Origin of the sequence: Shewanella sp. 10N.261.52.F9, assembly GCF_041471165.1 — a bacterium.
GTDB lineage: Bacteria > Pseudomonadota > Gammaproteobacteria > Enterobacterales > Shewanellaceae > Shewanella > Shewanella marinintestina.
In genome coordinates this window covers 34739-54495 of the sequence record NZ_JBFRNX010000002.1, presented here as the reverse complement: position 1 = coordinate 54495, position 19757 = coordinate 34739, and the positions used below count along the sequence as shown (strand labels likewise).

At 43.9% G+C, this 19757-nt stretch carries 16 protein-coding genes; 6 read left to right on the top strand and 10 right to left on the bottom strand.

Annotated elements, in window-relative coordinates; translation table 11 throughout:
• Positions 1–197: 197 nt before the first annotated feature.
• Together AB4298_RS02190 and AB4298_RS02185 are read left to right on the top strand one after the other, a co-directional pair.
• Positions 198–1433: a winged helix-turn-helix domain-containing protein gene (locus AB4298_RS02190; RefSeq protein WP_371985602.1), complete on the top strand. Its 1236-nt coding sequence runs from the start codon at positions 198–200 to the stop codon at positions 1431–1433.
• Positions 1434–1568: 135 nt separating this feature from the next.
• Entirely contained in the window at positions 1569–2411 is an 843-nt protein-coding gene (locus AB4298_RS02185) for a 23S rRNA (adenine(2030)-N(6))-methyltransferase RlmJ (RefSeq protein WP_371985601.1), read from the top strand.
• Positions 2412–2600: 189 nt separating this feature from the next.
• Here the strand turns inward: AB4298_RS02185 and AB4298_RS02180 are convergent, their stop codons facing one another.
• The 3 genes from AB4298_RS02180 to AB4298_RS02170 all read right to left on the bottom strand — a co-directional run bounded on the left by AB4298_RS02180 (position 2601) and on the right by AB4298_RS02170 (position 5311).
• A complete protein-coding gene (locus AB4298_RS02180; RefSeq protein WP_248999844.1) occupies positions 2601–2873 on the bottom strand; it encodes a hypothetical protein in 273 nt (90 codons plus the stop codon).
• A 45-nt stretch (positions 2874–2918) separates the two neighbouring features.
• A complete protein-coding gene (locus AB4298_RS02175; RefSeq protein ID WP_371985600.1) occupies positions 2919–4265 on the bottom strand; it encodes a M28 family peptidase in 1347 nt (448 codons plus the stop codon).
• 167 nt (positions 4266–4432) lie between these two features.
• The gene (locus AB4298_RS02170) at positions 4433–5311 is read right to left on the bottom strand and encodes a LysR family transcriptional regulator (RefSeq protein ID WP_371985599.1); all 879 of its coding nucleotides are present in this window, start codon (positions 5309–5311) and stop codon (positions 4433–4435) included.
• Positions 5312–5410: 99 nt separating this feature from the next.
• On the opposite strand from AB4298_RS02170, the gene AB4298_RS02165 reads away from it, so the two are divergent.
• Positions 5411–6790, top strand: coding sequence for an MATE family efflux transporter (locus AB4298_RS02165; protein WP_371985598.1), 1380 nt, complete (start codon positions 5411–5413; stop codon positions 6788–6790).
• A gap of 2 nt (positions 6791–6792) precedes the next feature.
• Here the strand turns inward: AB4298_RS02165 and AB4298_RS02160 are convergent, their stop codons facing one another.
• The 3 genes from AB4298_RS02160 to AB4298_RS02150 all read right to left on the bottom strand — a co-directional run bounded on the left by AB4298_RS02160 (position 6793) and on the right by AB4298_RS02150 (position 9165).
• A complete protein-coding gene (locus AB4298_RS02160; RefSeq protein ID WP_248999848.1) occupies positions 6793–7503 on the bottom strand; it encodes a lytic transglycosylase domain-containing protein in 711 nt (236 codons plus the stop codon).
• Complete coding sequence (locus tag AB4298_RS02155; RefSeq protein ID WP_371985597.1) at positions 7500–8522, bottom strand: DUF3137 domain-containing protein; 1023 nt, start codon at positions 8520–8522, stop codon at positions 7500–7502. The genes AB4298_RS02160 and AB4298_RS02155 overlap by 4 nt, the downstream gene beginning before the upstream one ends.
• Positions 8523–8595: 73 nt before the next feature.
• A complete protein-coding gene (locus AB4298_RS02150) occupies positions 8596–9165 on the bottom strand; it encodes a LemA family protein (RefSeq protein ID WP_371985596.1) in 570 nt (189 codons plus the stop codon).
• A 1080-nt stretch (positions 9166–10245) separates the two neighbouring features.
• Here AB4298_RS02150 and AB4298_RS02145 point away from each other — a divergent pair.
• Together AB4298_RS02145 and yfcE are read left to right on the top strand one after the other, a co-directional pair.
• Positions 10246–11865 (top strand): AbgT family transporter, encoded by a 1620-nt coding sequence (locus AB4298_RS02145; RefSeq protein WP_248999851.1) that lies wholly within the window; start codon positions 10246–10248, stop codon positions 11863–11865.
• Between the two features lie 171 nt (positions 11866–12036).
• A complete protein-coding gene (gene yfcE, locus AB4298_RS02140; protein WP_371985595.1) occupies positions 12037–12594 on the top strand; it encodes a phosphodiesterase in 558 nt (185 codons plus the stop codon).
• 311 nt (positions 12595–12905) lie between these two features.
• Here the strand turns inward: yfcE and AB4298_RS02135 are convergent, their stop codons facing one another.
• The 3 genes from AB4298_RS02135 to AB4298_RS02125 form a co-directional block, all read right to left on the bottom strand.
• Positions 12906–16064 (bottom strand): efflux RND transporter permease subunit, encoded by a 3159-nt coding sequence (locus tag AB4298_RS02135; protein ID WP_371985594.1) that lies wholly within the window; start codon positions 16062–16064, stop codon positions 12906–12908.
• Between the two features lie 9 nt (positions 16065–16073).
• A complete protein-coding gene (locus AB4298_RS02130) occupies positions 16074–17225 on the bottom strand; it encodes an efflux RND transporter periplasmic adaptor subunit (protein ID WP_248999854.1) in 1152 nt (383 codons plus the stop codon).
• A 357-nt stretch (positions 17226–17582) separates the two neighbouring features.
• On the bottom strand, positions 17583–18272 hold the full coding sequence (locus AB4298_RS02125) for a DNA-3-methyladenine glycosylase I (RefSeq protein WP_371985633.1): 690 nt from the start codon (positions 18270–18272) through the stop codon (positions 17583–17585).
• 191 nt (positions 18273–18463) lie between these two features.
• Here AB4298_RS02125 and AB4298_RS02120 point away from each other — a divergent pair, with 191 nt between their 5' ends.
• The gene (locus AB4298_RS02120) at positions 18464–19108 is read left to right on the top strand and encodes a glutathione S-transferase family protein (protein WP_371985593.1); all 645 of its coding nucleotides are present in this window, start codon (positions 18464–18466) and stop codon (positions 19106–19108) included.
• A gap of 20 nt (positions 19109–19128) precedes the next feature.
• On the opposite strand, the gene AB4298_RS02115 is transcribed toward AB4298_RS02120, so the two are convergent.
• Complete coding sequence (locus AB4298_RS02115) at positions 19129–19701, bottom strand: thioesterase family protein (protein WP_248999857.1); 573 nt, start codon at positions 19699–19701, stop codon at positions 19129–19131.
• Positions 19702–19757 lie beyond the last annotated feature (56 nt).

Here is a 19757-nt window from a genome sequence, read left to right as displayed (position 1 = left end):
TGTCCCTGCAAAAGATATCAAGCAGCCCAGCACTTTGTGTTGGGCTGCAACTTTTTAAATGTTCGACAAATATTATTGAGCCAGTCAGCAACCTTTGCATAAAGCTGGAACTGGATCAAAGTTTACGGGCTTCAATTTCCACCGTAATAAAGGTCAGAATATACTGAATTAGATATCTGTTTTATTAGAGAATACCTGTGCAACTAACGTCAACGCTAAGCTTAAACGTGGTTCAGCAACATCTAGTTGATGCTGAAGACTCGTCACGTATCGAACTCAGCTTCGCCGAGACCGCAGTGCTACAGTTGATGCTCAAGCATCAAGGTACTCTAATTACTCGCGAAGCCTTACTAGAAGCGGGATGGCAAGACAGAGTGGTGTCTGCATCATCACTGCAACAGTGTATTAGTGTGCTTAGGAAAAAGCTGGCTAACTACCCTGAAGTTGAATTTAAAACCATTCCTAGGCATGGTTATGTGTTGCATATCGCGGCTCAAAGCAATCACCACTACCGCTTAAAAAAGCCCAAGGCTGCGTTACTGTTTGCCGGTGCGGTTATCGTCTCAGTTATCTTGCTCGGTTACGCTTATCTTAACCACCATCAAGCGCCTTATAACGAAAGCCTAGTAAACAGTAAGCTAAGCAGTATTGCCGGTAATATTCGCGTTTTCACTGCCGTTAAGCAGCCACAATTATCCGCCGACAGCACCAACAAGCGCTTAAAAAACCAAATCAATGACGAGCCTAATTGGCAAGCCCCTTTTAGTAGCTTTACCAGTTTTGCACTCCTCAGCGACAAGATGGACAGCTTTGCCATTTGTCCTGACTATCAACAAAATCAATGCAGTGGCAAACAACTAATTAATATCAGTAGCGAAACCGATCACGGTAGCCAACTAGAGTTATCTGACTTTTTAACCACTAAGATCAGGATGGAGCAGAAGACCTATAACAAGTTGGATTTGCCGGAGCTTAAGAAGCATCAAGGGGATTTAAAAGAGCAGATCTATCATGGCGATCTTTACTTCGCTATTGACGATCATCGCCTTGTTCGCAGCGACATTCGTATTTCATTAGTCGATCTCGCACCTGATAACGGTATCTTTTACTTCGCCGCCTGTATCACTGACGAAGACTGTTACACCACACCGATCCGTTACGAAATTCGCGGTCATTTCAAACGTAAGACTGAGAAATGGCAACAACGTACTGTCGAACGTTTTGATATCGAGGTTGGTAAAACCACCCTATCGTCACCCAATGCACTGTCTGATACCGCGCAAACTATTTACCTTGCCCTAAGGAAACAGCACTTAACGCAAGAGCAATTAAGTTTCTACCGCATCTACCAAGACGATGGCACTGCGATATGGCAACTGCCACTAGTGAGTGACAATATTATGTGGATGCAGCGCCAAACGCTTAAGTTGTGATCGACTATTTGAGCCAATCAGCTGTCAAATAGCCTCTATTGGCCGCAATCTGAACGGTCGGGGACTACTGAATTCTGCACATCTGTGCGGTTTGGGTATATAATCAGCGCTCTGTTCATCTTTGGTTTATACGCAATGTTAAGTTATCGTCACGGCTACCACGCAGGCAATTATGCCGATGTTCTCAAGCACGCTATTTTGCTACAAGTGCTTAAACTCATGCACAAAAAAGATAAGCCTATGGCTTATATCGACACCCATGCAGGCGCTGGCGGTTACGCATTAACTGATGAGTTTTCAAAGAAAACCGGTGAATATCTAGATGGTGTTGCCAGACTGTGGGAAAGAACCGACTTACCAGAGTCTTTAGTGCAATACATCGAAGATGTAAAACACTTCAACCAAGGTAAAGCGGAGTTAGAGTTCTACCCAGGTTCACCTGCTTTTGTTGACATGAACATGCGTGAAAAAGACCGCATGGTACTGCACGAACTGCACAGTACTGACTTCTTAACCCTGGATGAGCAATTTAGCGGTGATCGCGCTGTACGCGTTATCAAAGGCGATGGCCTTAAAGGCCTGATTGCTGCAGTACCGCCACTTGAGCGTCGCGGCGTCATTTTGATTGACCCAAGTTACGAAATCAAAACCGACTACCAAGATGTGGCTAAAGCCATTATTAAAGCCCACAAACGCTTTTCTACCGGTGTGTTTATGTTGTGGTATCCGGTTGTAGATCGCGATCAAACCGAAGGCATGCTGAAGCTATTAGCTGAAAGCGGCATTAAAAACCAATTACGTATCGAGCAAGCGATTAAGCCTGATAGTAATGAGTTTGGCATGACAGCAGCTGGTCTGTGGATCATTAACCCACCTTGGCAGCTAGATACTACCGCTAAAGAGATGCTGGATTACTTAGAGCGTCGCATTGGTCATAACGGCGGTAAGACAACGGTTAAGCAAGAAGTGCCGGAATAAAAGATAGAGCCTAGGAAAGCAAAGAAAGGTCCTAGGTCCTAGGAAAAACTACAATCAAAAGATTACAGCTGCCATGAGTCAGCTTAGGCCTTTGCTTTTAGCTTTTCCTAGTAGCCAACTTGTTGGCGTCCTCGTAGGTGCGTAGCACCATCCTAGCAGTGAGCCTGCGAGCGTCCTAGTACCTGATGCCTATAAACACTCTTCGTCATCGTTAGCTTGCCGACTAAACACGCCGAAAATGGCATTGATGATCCCAACCTCAGTATCTCTATTATTCGCTGATGATTCCGAACTGCCGCCAATCACTTGCCGCTGCTCTCTTTGCTCCGCATTGCTATGTGCGCCACTGACAAAGTCACAGCCAGCATTAGTCATTGAGTTTGATGAACACCCTGTTATTGCTGTGCTGATCAACAATATAATCACAGTCCTTTGTACTAGCTCTTTCATAAGCTTTTGCATAAATCCTTGCTCTAATTATTCAAAAAACGACTCAATCAGGTCGCTTTAAAATGCGCCTGCAGCGCCGGGGAAAACTACCGGACTTGCATTGCCATTGGCACTCACACTGGCAACCCCATATAGGTAGTTATCGATCACCATATTATTCAAGGTGAATGACTCGACCTTACCAACATAGCGGCGATGGGTCCATTCAGGCTCTGCAGTTAAGCGCCAAAAGACACGGTAACCCACTATGTCTTGCGCATCACTTGGCTGCCAACTTAATGTAGTATTAGCAGAGACTTTACCCGCTATGGTCACTTCAGTTGGCGGCGCTGGCGCCCACGCCATAGAGGCTAAACTAATCGCATTAAGGGCGGTCAGTTTGGCGTTAAAATCAAAATCGACCCCCTCAATCACATCACCATAAGCAATGCCGTTTTCTACACGGATATCCTGATGCTGCCGATCGTAATGTTCATTGGTTTCCATAATCCGTACCGCTGGAAACCCAGCTTTATTAAACGGTAAATGGTGGCCACCACGGCCAAATCTATCTAAACGGTATACCAACATAACATCGAGATTTGTCATGTATTGATCAGCTAACGTTTTAATCTTACGAGCGAGATTTCGCGATGCAGAATCGTTCTCGCCACCACTAAAGTAACGTTCTTTAGCTTCATCAGGTGTTTCGGCAATGCGCACTCCCTCTGAAAACACTCGCACTGAACGATTGTCGATAACGCCATTAATTCCGGCAATATTACCTATCATGTCGTTATTAAGAACCGCTTCAACTCGCCAGTCGTTATCTTTAGCATACTGTGCTAGCGTCGCACCGCCATATAAGCCCTGCTCTTCACCAGATAACGCAGCATAAACAATGGTGCCTGCAAATTGATACTGCGATAGCACCCGCGCCGCTTCTATCGCACCCGCAACCCCAGAAGCGTTATCATTAGCACCGGGAGAAATGGATTTAGCGTTCATCACATCAGTCACACGTGAGTCAATGTCACCACTCATCATCACCACGCGTTTTGGGTCAAGCATGCCGCGTTGAATGGCAATAACATTAACCACTTCAGTGGGATTAGGGATACGTTTCCCCGTCACGGTATCACTTAAACTTATCACCTCTAAACAGCCACCGCAGTCTTTAGATATTTGCTCAAATTCAGCATGGATCCAACGCCTTGCCGCGCCAATACCTTGCGTGTCAGACTCGGTTTCAGACAAAGTATGTCGCGTGCCAAAGCTCACCAGTTTAGCCACATCTTTATGCAAACGACTCGCCGAGGCCGCGTTAGCGATATCGTATAAACGCATGTCTTCCATCGAAGGAGCTGCTGAACTTGATGTTCCTTGCTTAGCAATTGCGACTGCAGGCAATAAAAGAGATAACATTGCCACGCTTGATAGCACGCGGCTGTTTATAGAGGAAGTAGGTAGCATAATAGGCGCATTCTTTGTTGTTATTTTAAACAACACAGTAGCAAAATCCTGCAGCTAAACCAGAGCCAAGCAGTAAAGAATTGTTAATAGGTATGTCTGCTAGCTATCACGATATGTCGCTAGTGCAACACCGAATGCAACTCATCAAACAACCAATGCATTACCGGGCCTATTTGTTTATCGCGGCGATTGACTACGCCCATTTCCACCAGCAATGGTTCAGTTATATATTCAGTTGAAAGCTCGCTAAGATCTTCAATATACCAGTCTGATTTAGCTACATGCTCAGGCACCAACGCCCAGCCGACGCCCTGCAATACCAGAGCAACTATGTAATAGTAGCTATCGATATACCAATAATTTGCCGACAAAGGCGGGATTTGCGATTGCCCAGTAATATCGCAAATAGCCAGCTGCCGATATTGCATGAGTTGTTCTAATGTCGGCGCGAGGCTGGCTGCTAGCGGGTGAGATGGCGCAACCACTAAGCTCTGTTTAAACTGGCCTATCGACATAAAGTCGAGTGAATCAGGTAGCATGGTCGACGAGTGAAACATAATGCCGATATCAGCACGTTTTGCATCAACCCATGCAGCGATGTCCTCTTGCGATCCATTAATAATCGTCAATTTAAGCAGTGGGAATTGCGTCGATATTCGCTGAAACAAGGCTTCAAATGCGGTCACAGGAACGGCTTCATCCATAGCAACCGTTAGGGTGATTTCCTCACCAGATGTCACCGTCATTGCGCGGGCATTTAAGCGTTGGCATTGAGCGAGTACTGACTGCGCTTCAATATACATCTCTTCACCAAGTGTCGTAAGCACTGGCAGTCTAGCGCTGCGGTCAAATAACTCAAAGCCTAACCCCGCCTCTAAGTTACTAATTGCCGTACTAATACGCGACTGCGCTTTGCCCATTTTGCGCGCGGCAGCGGAAAATGAGCCGAGCTTTACCGAGTTTACAAATGCATTAAGCTCATCAATCGTCCAGTTCATCGCCTACTCACCTATAATAAAAACAGATAGTAACTAACTTTATTCAATCTCAAATACAGAGTAACTTGCCGAGCTTTATTGTTCAATATTGATATTCCCATGTTAGAAGCAAGCATCGAAAACACCCAAGCTCAGTCCATTAGCCGCACATTTTGGCGTTACACCTTGCCAGCGATTGCCGCCATGCTAGTTAACGGTTTATACCAAATCGTTGACGGTATTTTTATTGGCCATTACATAGGTTTTGAAGGACTAGCGGCTATCAATATGGCTTGGCCAGTGATCTACTTTATGGTGGGTTTTGGCATCATGGTGGGCATGGGTAGCGGTAGCTTACTGTCGATTCAACGCGGTAAGGGTGACACACGCGCAGCACCAACTATTTTGACTAGCAGCTTAATACTTATGCTTGGTTTAGCTGCCATATCGACTACAATTTTAGCCGTCTTTAGCGATTTCTTCCTTGAAGCTCAAGGCGGTGCTGGCAATACCTTAGTCATGGCGCAGGAATATATTAGCGTATTCACTTGGGGCGCAGTGATTACGGTTATCGCCTCAGCCTTGCCACTACTCATCCGTAATGATGAAAGCCCTAACTTCGCCACCGGCTTAATGGTGTTAGGTGCGTTTATCAATATCGCTCTCGACTATCTATTGATAGGCGTATTCGACTTTGGTTTATTGGGCGCATCAATAGCGACCATTAGTGCCCAAGTCGTAGTTTGTATCTTAGGCCTGATCTATTTTTGCTCAGCTAAAAGCAGCATTAACTGGTCGAGCACATTTAGCTGGTTTAACGCTCCCTTTGCCAAGCAAATCGTACTATTAGGATCTTCAAGCCTATTTATGTACTTGTACACTAGCTTTGTATTCGCGTTGCATAACCGCTTATTCACTGAATATGGCACGCCACTGACAGTTGGTGCTTTTGCCATTGTTGGTTACTTGATGGTGTTGTATTACTTAGTGGCAGAAGGTATCGCTGAGGGTATGCAGCCGCCCGTGAGTTATTACTACGGTGCCGAGCAGCATGAAAATATTAACAAGATGCTTAAGCTATCTGTAAAGGTAACCTTAATTGCCGGTACTAGCTGGGTGCTACTGCTCAACTTATTGCCAGAAACCATGGTTGGACTGTTTAACAATGATGACCCTTTACTTATAACCACTGCGATTGATGGCATTAAGATGCACCTGTTTGCTATGCCGCTAGATGGTTTTATCGCACTTTCGTCCATCTACTTTATGGCAACCAACCAAGGGGTGAAAGCACTGGTTATTGCCTGTGGCAATATGCTAATCCAGCTTCCATTTCTAATGATATTACCTAAGTTTTTAGGGGTAAATGGCGTGTGGATGGCGATGCCTTTATCTAACATCGCTTTATGTTTAATTGTAGTGCCAATGGTGTGGTTAGATATCCGCTCGCGCGCTAAGCAAGCGCATACTTTGCCGCTAAACCAAGTCGCAGTAGCGTAACACTAGGCACTTCGATAACGTTTAAGCAGTATTTGCACTCGCTCTACATATGCTTGAGTTTCTGGGTAGGGTGGTATGCCTTTATACTGCTCAACCCTAGAGGCTCCAGCGTTGTATGCTGCGCAAGCTAAAGCAATATCGCCATCAAATCTATCCAGTAAGTTGGCTAAATAACGGCTACCAGCAAGGATATTCTCCGCTGGATGAAAGGCATCATTTACGCCGAGCTCTTTAGCCGTTTCAGGCATTAACTGCATCAAGCCTTGTGCACCAACTTTTGATAAAGCTGCGGGCTTAAAGGCCGATTCTGCGTGGATAACGGCACGAATTAATGCCGGATCAAGTTGATACCGTTTGGCCGCAATGGCAATCTGCTGCTGATAAAGAGTGGTAAATAACGGTATAGAGAACCAATTTACATTGGATTTTGGCGAGCAAGCATAGCAATCGAACAACAATACTTGATAATGACCTTCCTCTGGCGCTCTATCAGAAAAAGCCAACCCGCCGTCTGCAGTGCGATAGTGGTAAACTTTATCGCCTTGCTTAGTTTCTTGACTCACATTAGCACTTACCGCTGCTTTACTTGATTCAGACGCTTTACCTAAAACGCTTTTATCTGAAGGCTTAGCAACAAAGTGCGGTTTACTGACCTCAGCGATGACATTTGCCGATAACAATAGTAATCCAACCAAGTATCCTTGTTTAATCATAAACCTGTCGCCCGTTCCAATTGCAACACATCAACTATAGCGAATAACTGCTTCATCTCTTTATTAATCTGACTAAATTCGTATTGAAATGTCGCGGGCTTAAATATAGAGGCCATCTCAAAACGATCACCCTTACTCCCCAACATAATCAGTAGCTGATTACGGTAAAAAGCGCATTGAATTTTATTGCCAAAACTAGCCGATAGTGCCTGTAAGCGCTGCATAAAACTCACAGTAAGCAGATAGCGCGCCTCAATTTGATCAGTAGAAAACACATCAAATAGCTTTTCAAAAACCGGATCTTCTAGCCTAACTCGCTCCAAGCCTTTAAATGAATCCGATAGGAAATTAACTAAACTACCACGGGTTTTAACCACCACAGTGTGTCCCCGAAAATCTTTATGACTACTGAGCTCTATCATGACGCCTTTAAATACACTCACCGTATCGGTGGATTTATCACGCCTAATTTGTTTAGTCAGGTGTAATTCATTTAAGGCTATCTCAACTCCGTTATAGGTACCTTGTACATAGTCAAAAAAGTTCGCGTCTTCATAATAGGGTAATAACTTTGAAGCCTTTAGCGCAGACAGGCTCATTTTATGATCGACGCTGAAAATAAAGTCTTGACCGAAGTACTTAAAAATCAGTGGGTAAATCTTGAGTTTTACGTCTTTTTTATAATGTTTTATTGGGTTGTAGAGCCACCATACAAGCGGTAAAGCCAATACAACGAAGCCGATAAAATAAACCATCAATGGCTCAGATAAGTGCATATATGGCATAAACATAAACGCCAAAATAACAATACCAAGGTAGATAGCAGCGCAAAGGTACAAACGCTGACGACAAGCCTTTAAACTCGCGACACGAGCATTTTCAAACTTACTGGTCAGCGGCTCTAAATGCTGCTGATAATATTGTTTGAATTGCGCAATTTCAGCAGGATCAGCCACTAGATTATTACTATTACGAATAGCCCTAATTGGCGCACCGAACACAAAGGAAAGCAGATGCATAATGTCTATAACCCCTAAGAATTAACACCTTCAAACGGCCAAAAATTAAATAAGTGTTAGCGGTTATTAATCATTACTTTAGGAAGTCAGCCGCATCTACAGGGGCTTTTGCTGCTTCATCAGCCTCATAGAAAGGCATCACTTTTACATTAGCCATCTTAGCAATAATCGAACCAGGGAAAATTTCTACCGCAGTATTAAGTTCAGATACAGCGGAGTTATAAAAGCGTCGAGCTGCAGATAATTGCGCTTCAACTTCATTGTAAGTCTGCATTGCTTGCAGCATGGTATTGTCAGATTTGAGTTCGGGGTAATTTTCTACCGACACCATCAGCTGTGACACCTTTTGGTTGAGCTTTTCAGAAACCTCAAGATGACTTTTTACCGAACGGGGATCGCTTTCATTATATCCCTTGGTAGCAAGGGCTCTTAACTCAGTGATTTCTGTCAGTAAGGACTTTTCATGGTCCATATACTTTTGAGCAATTTTAAGAATATTAGGCACTAAGTTGGAGCGCTTTTTTAGCTGTACATCAATGCCCGATAGAGCCTCACGCCCCGTATTGCGCTTTTTAATTAAACTCACATACCACAGGTAACCGATAATCACGGCAAGGCCTAAGCCTAATAATATCCCTTCCATTTGTACTTCCTGTCTGTTCTTTTTTTATTTATATAGTTTGGAGCGAATCCATGGTTGTAGGATTGAAACTGTCAAATACCTTCTACTTGCCGCCAATACTGTTACTGATTTAAGCCATGAAATCCAGTATCTAACATATCAGCCAACCCGACTTTTAGCGGTATTTTTTAACCTGGTAAACACAAAACTCATTTAAATAGCCTAGAAAAATGCAGGAAGAAGTCAGACTTTTCTGACTTTAGCCATTGATTTAACCTAAGCAATTGAAAGTCAACCAAGGTGTACACCATTTGCACTAGCTGTTTAATAAAAACGTTAAAAATCAACGATAAAACATCATCACCAAGTAGTGTTTTTTTATACAACTAAATAGTTATCTCTTCGGTTTTCTCACTTTATCCTACTAAATACACAAACTAATTGGCACTTTTATTTAACTTTATTACTACTTCTTTGTTTGCATCTATTTGCTACCCAAGCTCGCTTCCAAAAAAACATCACAATCATTTTATCTTGCTAAGTTGTTGATACTTTATTCAGTGTTAGTACAGCTTGCCTTAGCTATATTAATCACATCCCCAACGGACATGTAATTCATATATCCCCTTTGGACTCATTCAAAAATGAGTCCTTTTTTTTGTCTAAAAAACAATAAACCAGATAGAAAAACAAAAGGCTTAAGCTGTATTTATTTATAAAGATAAGCAAGATTAACAAGGGTTAATCTTGCTCATTTCGTCCATTCAGCTTTGATACAGCTAACCCTAGCTATAGTAATTCCACTCCCAACGGAAACAGCGAATCATCCCTTTTGGACTCATTCAATATGAGTCCTTTTTTTTAGCCAAAAATTATCTCCGCTCACTAAGAAAAAAAGCCACAAAGTAGCAGTAAAACCGTACCTATTCAGGTAATGCCAACCCATAGTAAAAACCATAAAACCAACCGATTTAAGGTTTAATTAATTATATCTCGCCATCATGCCACATTGGCTTAACAAGAAGTCCTTATTAGTAGCTACTCTTGCCGCACATAAGTAGAATAAAAATAACAAAATAATAATTATTAAAGGAAGACCCTATGAGCTCCAATAATGGCGACAGCCTGCCTTTGCCAGGTGATGTCCCTTCCGATCCTAATAATCAGCCGAGTGGTTGGTTTGTCCGCTTCCTTAATGTAGTTGAACGCCTAGGTAACTTGCTGCCTCACCCTATTACTCTTTTTGCCATGTTCTGCGCTGCAGTTGTAGTGATTAGCGGAATCGCTGGTTACTTTGAATTAACCGTTGTCGATCCACGCCCAGAAGGTGCATCAGGCCGCAGTGCCGACGGACTTATTCACGTTGTCAGTTTAATGAATGCTGAAGGTTTGCGGATGATAGTCTCCAATTTGGTGACTAACTTTACCGGCTTCACTCCTCTTGGAACCGTACTTGTAGCCTTGTTAGGTGTAGGCATTGCCGATCGCTCAGGCTTATTGTCTGCTGCAATGCGTTTGCTGGTAATGGGCGCATCTAAGCGCTTAGTCACACTCACCTTGGTGTTTGCTGGTATCGTGTCGAACACAGCATCAGAGCTAGGCTATGTGGTATTGATTCCAATGGCGGCGATGATTTTTCACTCTTTAGGGCGTCATCCACTTGCAGGCCTTGCGGCGGCATTTGCCGGCGTATCGGGCGGTTACAGTGCTAACTTACTGCTGGGCACTGTCGATCCCTTACTATCAGGGATCACCGAAGCAGCAGCGCAAATGATCGATCCAGACTACCTAGTTGGCCCTGAAGTAAACTGGTACTTTATGTTTGTCTCAACCTTCTTAATCACCTTCTTAGGTGCATTCGTTACCGAGAAAATTGTTGAGCCCAAACTAGGTAAATACGATGCTAGCGAAGCAGCGATTGACCTTAGCGAACAGAAGATGGATACAGTAAGTGCCCTTGAGAAAAAAGGCCTTAAAATCGCCGGTTTAACTGTACTTGTGATGTCAGCAATTCTGGCGCTAACCATTATTCCAGAAGGTGCACCACTTCGAAATCAAGAAACCGGTTTAGTTGCCGGCTCGCCTTTCCTTAAAGGAATTGTAGCGTTTATTTTTGTGTGTTTTGCCATTCCAGGCTTAGTCTATGGCCGTGTTGTAGGCAGTATGAAGCGCGATATTGATGTCATTAATGCTATGTCTAGCAGTATGAGTAGCATGGGCATGTATATCGTTTTAGTGTTCTTTGCGTCGCAGTTTGTGGCTTTCTTTAAGTGGACTAACTTAGGTGCTGTGTTGGCTGTATCTGGCGCAGACGCACTAAATGCTGTTGGCCTTACAGGCCCACTGGTATTCGTGTTGTTTATTATGATGTGTGGCTTTATCAACTTAATGCTAGGTAGTGCTTCAGCCCAGTGGGCAGTAACCGCACCTATCTTCGTGCCTATGTTGATGCTAGTGGGTTACGCGCCGGAAACGATTCAGGCTGCTTACCGAATTGGTGACTCAGTAACCAACCTCATCACTCCGATGATGAGTTACTTTGGATTAATTTTGGCCGTTGCTTCGCAGTACAAAAAGAACCTAGGTATTGGTACGCTAGTTGCTACCATGCTGCCTTATTCAATCGTATTCTTTATCGGTTGGACCTGCTTCTTCTTTATCTGGGTATTCGTGATTGGCCTACCAGTTGGCCCAGGTGCAGCGACTTATTACACGCCTTAAAGGTTGAGCTTTATTGCAATAGAAAAAAGGCTTAGCAATTTATTTGCTAAGCCTTTTTAGTCTTATCTCACACTCGCTCTACGAGTTAGCGACTATAATTAGCAAAATCCACACCGAACAAGGTCGTATTAACCGCCTTGTTACTATTGTCTGTAGAGCTAACCCTCGCTTATGAAACTATTTATTGCTTCTGATCTGCATGGATCATTAACAGCAACCCAAGCTATGTTGGCACGCTTTGAAGAGTCAGGTGCAAATCACCTTATCCTCTTAGGCGACTTGCTCAACCATGGCCCACGCAATGCCATCCCTGACGGCTATAATCCGGTGGCGACAGCTGAGGCATTAAATGCCTACAGTGGCAAAATCATTGCCGTACGCGGTAACTGTGACAGCGAAGTCGACCAAGCATTACTGCAGTTTCCGATCACAGCCAGCTACGCTCACGTATTACTAGCACAAATGCGTTTATTCTTAACTCATGGCCATATTTACAACCCAGACAACCTGCCGCCACTGCAAAGCGGTGACGCCTTACTTTATGGTCATAGCCATATTCCTGTTGCTGAGTATCGCGATGATATTTTGTTATTCAATCCAGGCTCAACCACTATTCCGCGCAACAATGGCCTTGCTGCATATGGCTTAATAACAGCAACAGAATGTCAGGTACGCACATTAGACAACGACGCTCTATTACTAAGCTGTCCGATACGTCTTAAAAGATAGGTCCTAGGACCTAGGCAAAGCAACAATCAAAAGATTACAGCCGCCATAAGCCAGCTTAAGCCTTTGCTTTTGGCTTTTCCTAGCAGTGAGCCTGCGAAAGGATTAGAAGATAGATCCTAGGCCCGAGGTTCTAGGACCTAGGAAAGCAACAACCAAAAGATTCCAAGCACTATGAGTAGGCTTTAGCTGTTAAGCTGTTAGCTTTTCCTCGCAGGTGCGTAGCACCGTCCTAGCTCCTATCTTTTAATAACAAAAAGCCCAGCATTTGCTGGGCTTTTTAGTGTTAGCGAGTGAACTCTGTAACCTTTAGGTTATTTGTTCGCTTTAGCGGCTTTAGCTTCAGCCTTTGCTGCTTTCGCTGCATCTCGTTCGCGCTTACTGAACATACGCTCAACAATGACGAAGAAGATTGGGATAAAGAAGATCCCCATAAAGGTCGAGCTCATCATACCGCCAAGTACCGCAGTACCGATGGCGTTCTGGCTACCAGAACCAACACCGCTACTGATAGCAAGTGGCACAACACCTAGGCCGAATGCTAACGACGTCATCAAGATTGGACGTAAACGCACTCGAACCGCATGTAGCGTCGCTTCAACAAGTCCAGCACCTTTCTCATAGAACTCTTTAGCGAATTCCACAATCAAGATGGCGTTCTTGGTCGCTAGACCGACAGTAGTTAGTAGACCTACTTGGAAGAATACGTCGTTTGGTAAGCCACGACCATTCATCGCAATCAAGGCTCCGATAATACCCAGAGGTACAACGAGCACTACCGCAAATGGTACCGACCAGCTCTCGTAAAGTGCAGCTAGTACTAAGAATACCACCACAATAGACAAGGCATACAACATTGGCGCTTGGTTACCCGATAGACGTTCTTCATAAGAAAGACCGTTCCACTCGATACCAAACCCTGGAGGTAACTTCTTAGCCATAGCTTCGATGTCATCCATTGCTGCACCGGTACTATAACCAGGTGCCGTACCACCTTGAATGTTCATCGCTGGTAAACCACCGAAACGTTCTAGACGTGGAGAGCCATACTGCCAACTACCCGAAGCGAATGCCGAGAAAGGTACCATTTCACCTTTATCGTTACGTACATACCAAGAGTCTAAATCTTCTGGTTGCATACGATATTCGGCTTCACCTTGCACGTAAACTTTCTTCACACGACCACGGTCGATAAAGTCGTTGACGTAATTACCACCCCACGCAGTACCAAGTACGCTATTTACTGAATCAATATCAATACCTAATGCACGTAATTTACCGTGATCGATATGAACTTGATAAAGTGGCGCATCTTCCTGACCGTTAGGACGTACGCCCACTAGGTTCGGATTCTGTGCAGCCATACCTAGTAACATGTTACGCGCTTCAACCAGCTTTTCATGACCTTGACCATTCTTGTCCTGCAAGTAGAAGTCGAAACCGTTAGCCGTACCTAACTCAATTACCGCTGGCGGAACAAAGGCGAATACAAAGGCTTCTTTCATCCCCATAAACATGCCCATGGCTCGGTTAGCAACTGACTGTACGTCTTGACCTGGTTCACTACGTTCTGCCCAGTCTTTAAGACCAACGAACGCAATACCCATGTTTTGACCATTACCTGCGAAACTAAAGCCTGATACGCTAAATACTGACTTAACGTTGTTGCCTTCTTCATTCAAGTAAAAATCAGTAACACGCTCTAGTACAGCCTTGGTTTCTTGCTGCGTCGAGTTCACTGGCAAAATCGCCTGCGTAAACAAGATCCCTTGGTCTTCGTCTGGTAAGAATGCTGTAGGCATACGCATGAAGATCCAGCCCACTGCAACCGTAATTGCGAGGTAAACCATCATAGTACGGCCAGTACGCTTAATCATTGCCGCAACACTGGCTTCATAGCGAGAAGTCAAGGCATCAAACTTACGGTTAAACCAACCAAAGAAACCGGTTTTAACGTGGCTTTCACCTTTGGCGATTGGCTTAAGCATGGTCGCACAAAGTGCCGGAGTTAGAATAATTGCCACCATTACAGATAGCGCCATTGCTGACACAATCGTAATTGAGAACTGACGATAAATAACACCAGTTGAACCAGACATAAATGCCATCGGTACAAATACAGCTGACAGCGTTAGACCAATACCCACTAGCGCACCAGTGATTTGATCCATCGATTTCTTGGTAGCCTCAATCGGACTGAGGCCCTCCTCCTGCATTACACGTTCGACGTTCTCCACCACAACAATCGCGTCATCTACCAGAAGACCAATTGCCAGTACCATAGCGAACATGGTTAAGGTGTTAATTGAGAAGCCTGCTGCAGCCAAAATCGCAAAAGTACCTAGCAATACAACTGGTACCGCAATTGTTGGGATTAGCGTTGCACGGAAGTTCTGCAAGAACAGGTACATGATCAAGAATACTAAAACAACAGCTTCGAGTAGCGTATGCACAACGCCTTCAATTGATTTCTCAACGAATGGGGTTGTGTCATACGGATAAACCACTTCCATCCCATCAGGGAAGAATGGCTTCATCTCATTGATTTTTGCTCGCACGCCTTCAGCAGTTGCCAATGCGTTAGCACCGGTTGCTAGCTGAATACCAATACCAGCCGCAGGTTTACCATTGTAAAATGACTCAACCGCGTAGCTTTCTGCACCCAGCTCAACACGCGCTACATCTTCTAGGAATACTTTCGCACCTGAAGTGTCAGCTTTAATGATGATCTTTTTAAACTGCTCAGCGTTTTGTAAACGGCTTTGTGCCGATACCGTTGCGTTTAGCTCTTGGCCTGCAACCGATGGAGCACCACCTAACTGACCTGCTGATACCTGGGCATTCTGCTCTCTAATTGAAGAGATAATGTCTTGGCTTGTCAGGTTATATTGAGTCAGTTTAAGAGGGTCTAGCCATATACGCATCGCATATTGCGCACCGAATAGCTCGATAGTACCTACACCAGGAACACGGCTTAGCGGATCCTGAATGTTAGAGCCTACGTAATCGGCAATATCGTTTTTATCCAGTAAACCATCTTGTGATACGAAAGCCGCTACCATCAAGAAACCGGCACTCGATTTACTTACGTTAACACCTTGCGCCTGAACTTCTTGCGGTAACAATGGCATTGCAAGCTGTAGCTTGTTCTGCACTTGTACCTGCGCGATATCAGGATCGGCTTCAGCATTAAACGTTAAGGTAATTTGCGCATTACCAAAGCTATCACTGGTCGATGTAATGTAGCGAAGGTGGTCAATACCTGTCATTCGCTGCTCAATAACCTGAGTTACTGAGTCTTCCATCGTCTTAGCCGAAGCACCAGGATAAACAGCACTGATCACTACCGACGGCGGTGCAATGCTTGGATATTGCGATACTGGTAAGCCCACAATTGAGAGCACACCCGCCAGCATCACAATAATAGCGATAACCCATGCAAAAATTGGGCGATCGATAAAGAAACGTGCCATAACTCTGCCCTATTTCTGTTGTGTTTCTGGTTTCTTATCAGCGACCAAAGGACCCGCCTTTACTGGCGCGCCTGGACGAATTTTTTGCAGGCCTTCAACGATTAGCTGATCGCCAACCTTCAAGCCGTCAATAATACGCCATTGGTTATCAATCACTTCAGCAGTTGTCACGATACGTGCAGCCACTTTGCCATCTTCAATCACCATAGCTACCGCTTGACCTTTGGTGTTACGAGTAATGGCTTTTTGTGGTACTAGAATCGCTTCAGGATCAGTACCCGTATTCAGCACAGCACGTACATACATGCCAGGCATTAACACGCCATCCGGATTAGGAAACTCTGCACGGATAATAACTGAACCCGTGTTTTCATTAACCGTCACTTCAGCAAACTGCAACACACCGGTTTGACCGTATGGCGTACCGTCTTCAAGGATTAGCTCTACATTTGCGTTTGCAGCGGCTTCAATTTGACCACGTTTAAGTTGTGACTTAAGACGTAACATTTGCGCGCTCGATTGAGCAATATCAATGTTAATTGGGTCAAGCTGCTGAATCGTAGCTAATGTTTGGCTTTGATTTGCAGTAACAAGGGCACCAGGAGTGACATCAGACTTACCAACACGACCAGAAATCGGTGCGGTAACTTTAGTGTATTCAAGGTTGATTTTTGCTGTGTTAATTGCCGCTTTAGCAACGGTTACACGCGCCATCGCTTCTTTGTAAGCTGCATCAGCTTCATCATAGTCTTGCTCACTAATAGAATTAAGCTTAACTAGCTTCTCAAAACGCACAGCTTTAGCTTTAGCTGATACTAGACTTGCATTTGCGCTAGTAAGATCTGCTTCTGCGCTAACAAGTGCCGCTTCATATGTAGATGGTTCGATCTGATATAAAGACTGCCCTTTTTCGACATCTCTACCTTCAGTAAACCCACGGGTCATAATGATACCGCTAACCTGTGGACGCACTTCTGCTTCCAAATACGCCTTACTGCGACCTGGTAATTCAACCATAATCGATTGAGGTTTAGCTGTAACTGTCAGAGCACCAACTTCCATAGGTCCACGTTGCTGTGGTCCTTGCTCAGGTTTTTGCTCACAGCCAGTTATCCATAACGCCACACTTAAAACAGAGGCAATTTTCACTATTTGCCGCATGAGAACTCCTAATAAAAGCCATCTACTCGGTAATATTTTTTTTGAAAGCAGAAAGTGCCGTCAAACCCACCTTTGGAAGCATATTTTTTTGTCGAATATATAACGCACCTTTATCTCATAATGGGCGCAAGCCAACAAGAAAAATGCCCGTTAAAATTGTAAGCTAATGAAAATATTTGCATAAAATCAGCCACGTATGTTTCAGTTATGTTAACAGCGGCGTAACTAGCCAAAACATGTTAGCCCTTAGTTTAAGCACAACCTATTAAGATATAGCTTATTAACATTAACTTAGCATTACTTTAAAGCGCTTAGCAGGTTTAAATCACTTAGTTATTTCAGCATTGGTAGTGAACACTAAATTCGGTTGTCTCCAACGCTACATGCCAATACTCTGCTGATGTCTGCCAAGCTTCTTCCAGACTCTTGTTGCCAATGATTAAACACCTCTTGCACCTGCTTCATGCCCGCTTTTGAGCTAAAGCCATAATCCACAAGACCGTGGCTTTTTAGGTATCCTTGCACATCATTGGTTAATAAAAAGGTGTCCTTACCCATTGATCGCAAAAAGTAAGGCCCGGTATTTCCCCCTAAGCGCACACCTTTGCGCTTAAGTAGAGCCCACAAGCCGGTAATGTCTTCACTTGGCCAATCAGCAATTAACTTAGCGAGACTGCCATGCTCACGAGCAATATCGTTAACCATGTGCGCATTATCATAAATCGCCATGGTTTTTTTCAGGTGACGGATAAGCTTAGGATCGCTAGCACGCTCTTGTAATTGTTCCGGTGACAGCATCAACACTTTAAAAGGCTCAAAACCAAAAAATGCCTTTTCATATTCGGGCCATTTAGCCTCAACGATGCGCCAAACAAAGCCGCTTTGAAATACCTTTTTGCTGATCTCAGATAACAACTGTGCGTCACTATATTGAGTTAGCTCTTGATCACTCAAGCCACTCGGCAGTAAGGCTTCTAATCCAGCATCACCACCTTTTCGTTCTGCGGCCCTTGTATAAATGGCAGCAAACTTTTCAATTTGACTCATATTCTTTCTCAATCTAAAAAAACACACGCTAATTAAACGCTCAAGGTTAGCAAGTAAGCGTTTGAAGCAAAAAATGATTACCGAATTAGTCAGTCCATTATCTGTACCGCGCATTTTGCGTGGCATTGAGACTCCTAATATTAACGACTAGAGTTAATAGTAACTACCCAATTTACGAACTGAAATAAGCTATGGATCTGTATTACCACCCGCTGGCACGCCAGTCACAAAAAACATTGATTGCACTCTATGAAAAGCAAGCAAGCTTTTATCCGCATATTATCGATCTTCACAACGCATTCAATAGGCGTAGCTTTCTGCAAATAAACCGTTCTAGCCGCCTTCCTTTGCTCAACATACAAACCGGCGAGTCTTTCAACGATGCCACAATTATTATCGAATATCTCGATAACTACATCAGCTCAGGCACCCAACTTATTCCAATCGAGAAAACCCAAGCCTTATACGTGCGTCAATACGACAGACAATGCGATATGTTGTTAGATCCCAATATTGATTTATGGCTAGCAGCCAAAGCAACTAATAACCAAATTAATACTAAGCAGCTGGAAAAAGACCTGTTATCGATACTAAACAATATAGATCATCGCCTAGCAGATAATCATTGGGTATGTGGTGATAGCTTTTCACTAGCAGATTGCGCATTCATTCCTTGCCTTTATGCACTAGAGCATGAATTACATCTACTTGATTACCAAAATATAGGCCGCTATTGGATCCAAGCTAAGTTAAGAGGATCTGTAAACCAAGTGATAGAAGAAATAGAGCTCACTTTAGCTACAGGTGACCAAAGTGAACAACGCGCACATACCTAACCGATTGTGTCAAAAAAGCTTTAACTCGCAGACTTAAACTCTACAGGCTCTGATGGTACTGGCGGTAAGTTACGTTCTTTTTTAAGCTGTAAAAATGCTTTCCACTTTACGACCTCTGCAGGCATTTCTGGCGCAGCTTGCTCATAGCCAACCTCTGCAAGCATGGTAGGAATTGGTACCTGCTTACGTTTACACACAAACACCCCTCGCACATGGGCAATACAGTGCAAGCCGCGCTCACTGACAAAACGTTGCTCAATATAAAAGTACTTCTCATCCCAACCCACCAACTTAGTTTCAATTTCAAACTGAGCAAATGGTTTAATATCACGGATATAAGTAAATTCAGCAGCATTAACAATTGGCATCCAACCCAGCTTAATGAAACGCTTCAAAAAACCCATTTCAGCCATCATATAGGTACGAGCTAGATCCATAAAAGCGGGGTAGCGAGAATTGGTCAAATGAAAATTAATGTCGCAGTCGCTAGGTAAGGCGCGATAAGCCAGTTTGCTGGTACCTAAAAAGCCAATTTTTTTACAGTGGCGTATACGCCATAAGAATAACCATACCAGTCTAAAATACAGATTCATTTACAATACTACCTAACATCCTTGAAAAGAATCGAAAGGCTAACAAAGGTCATACC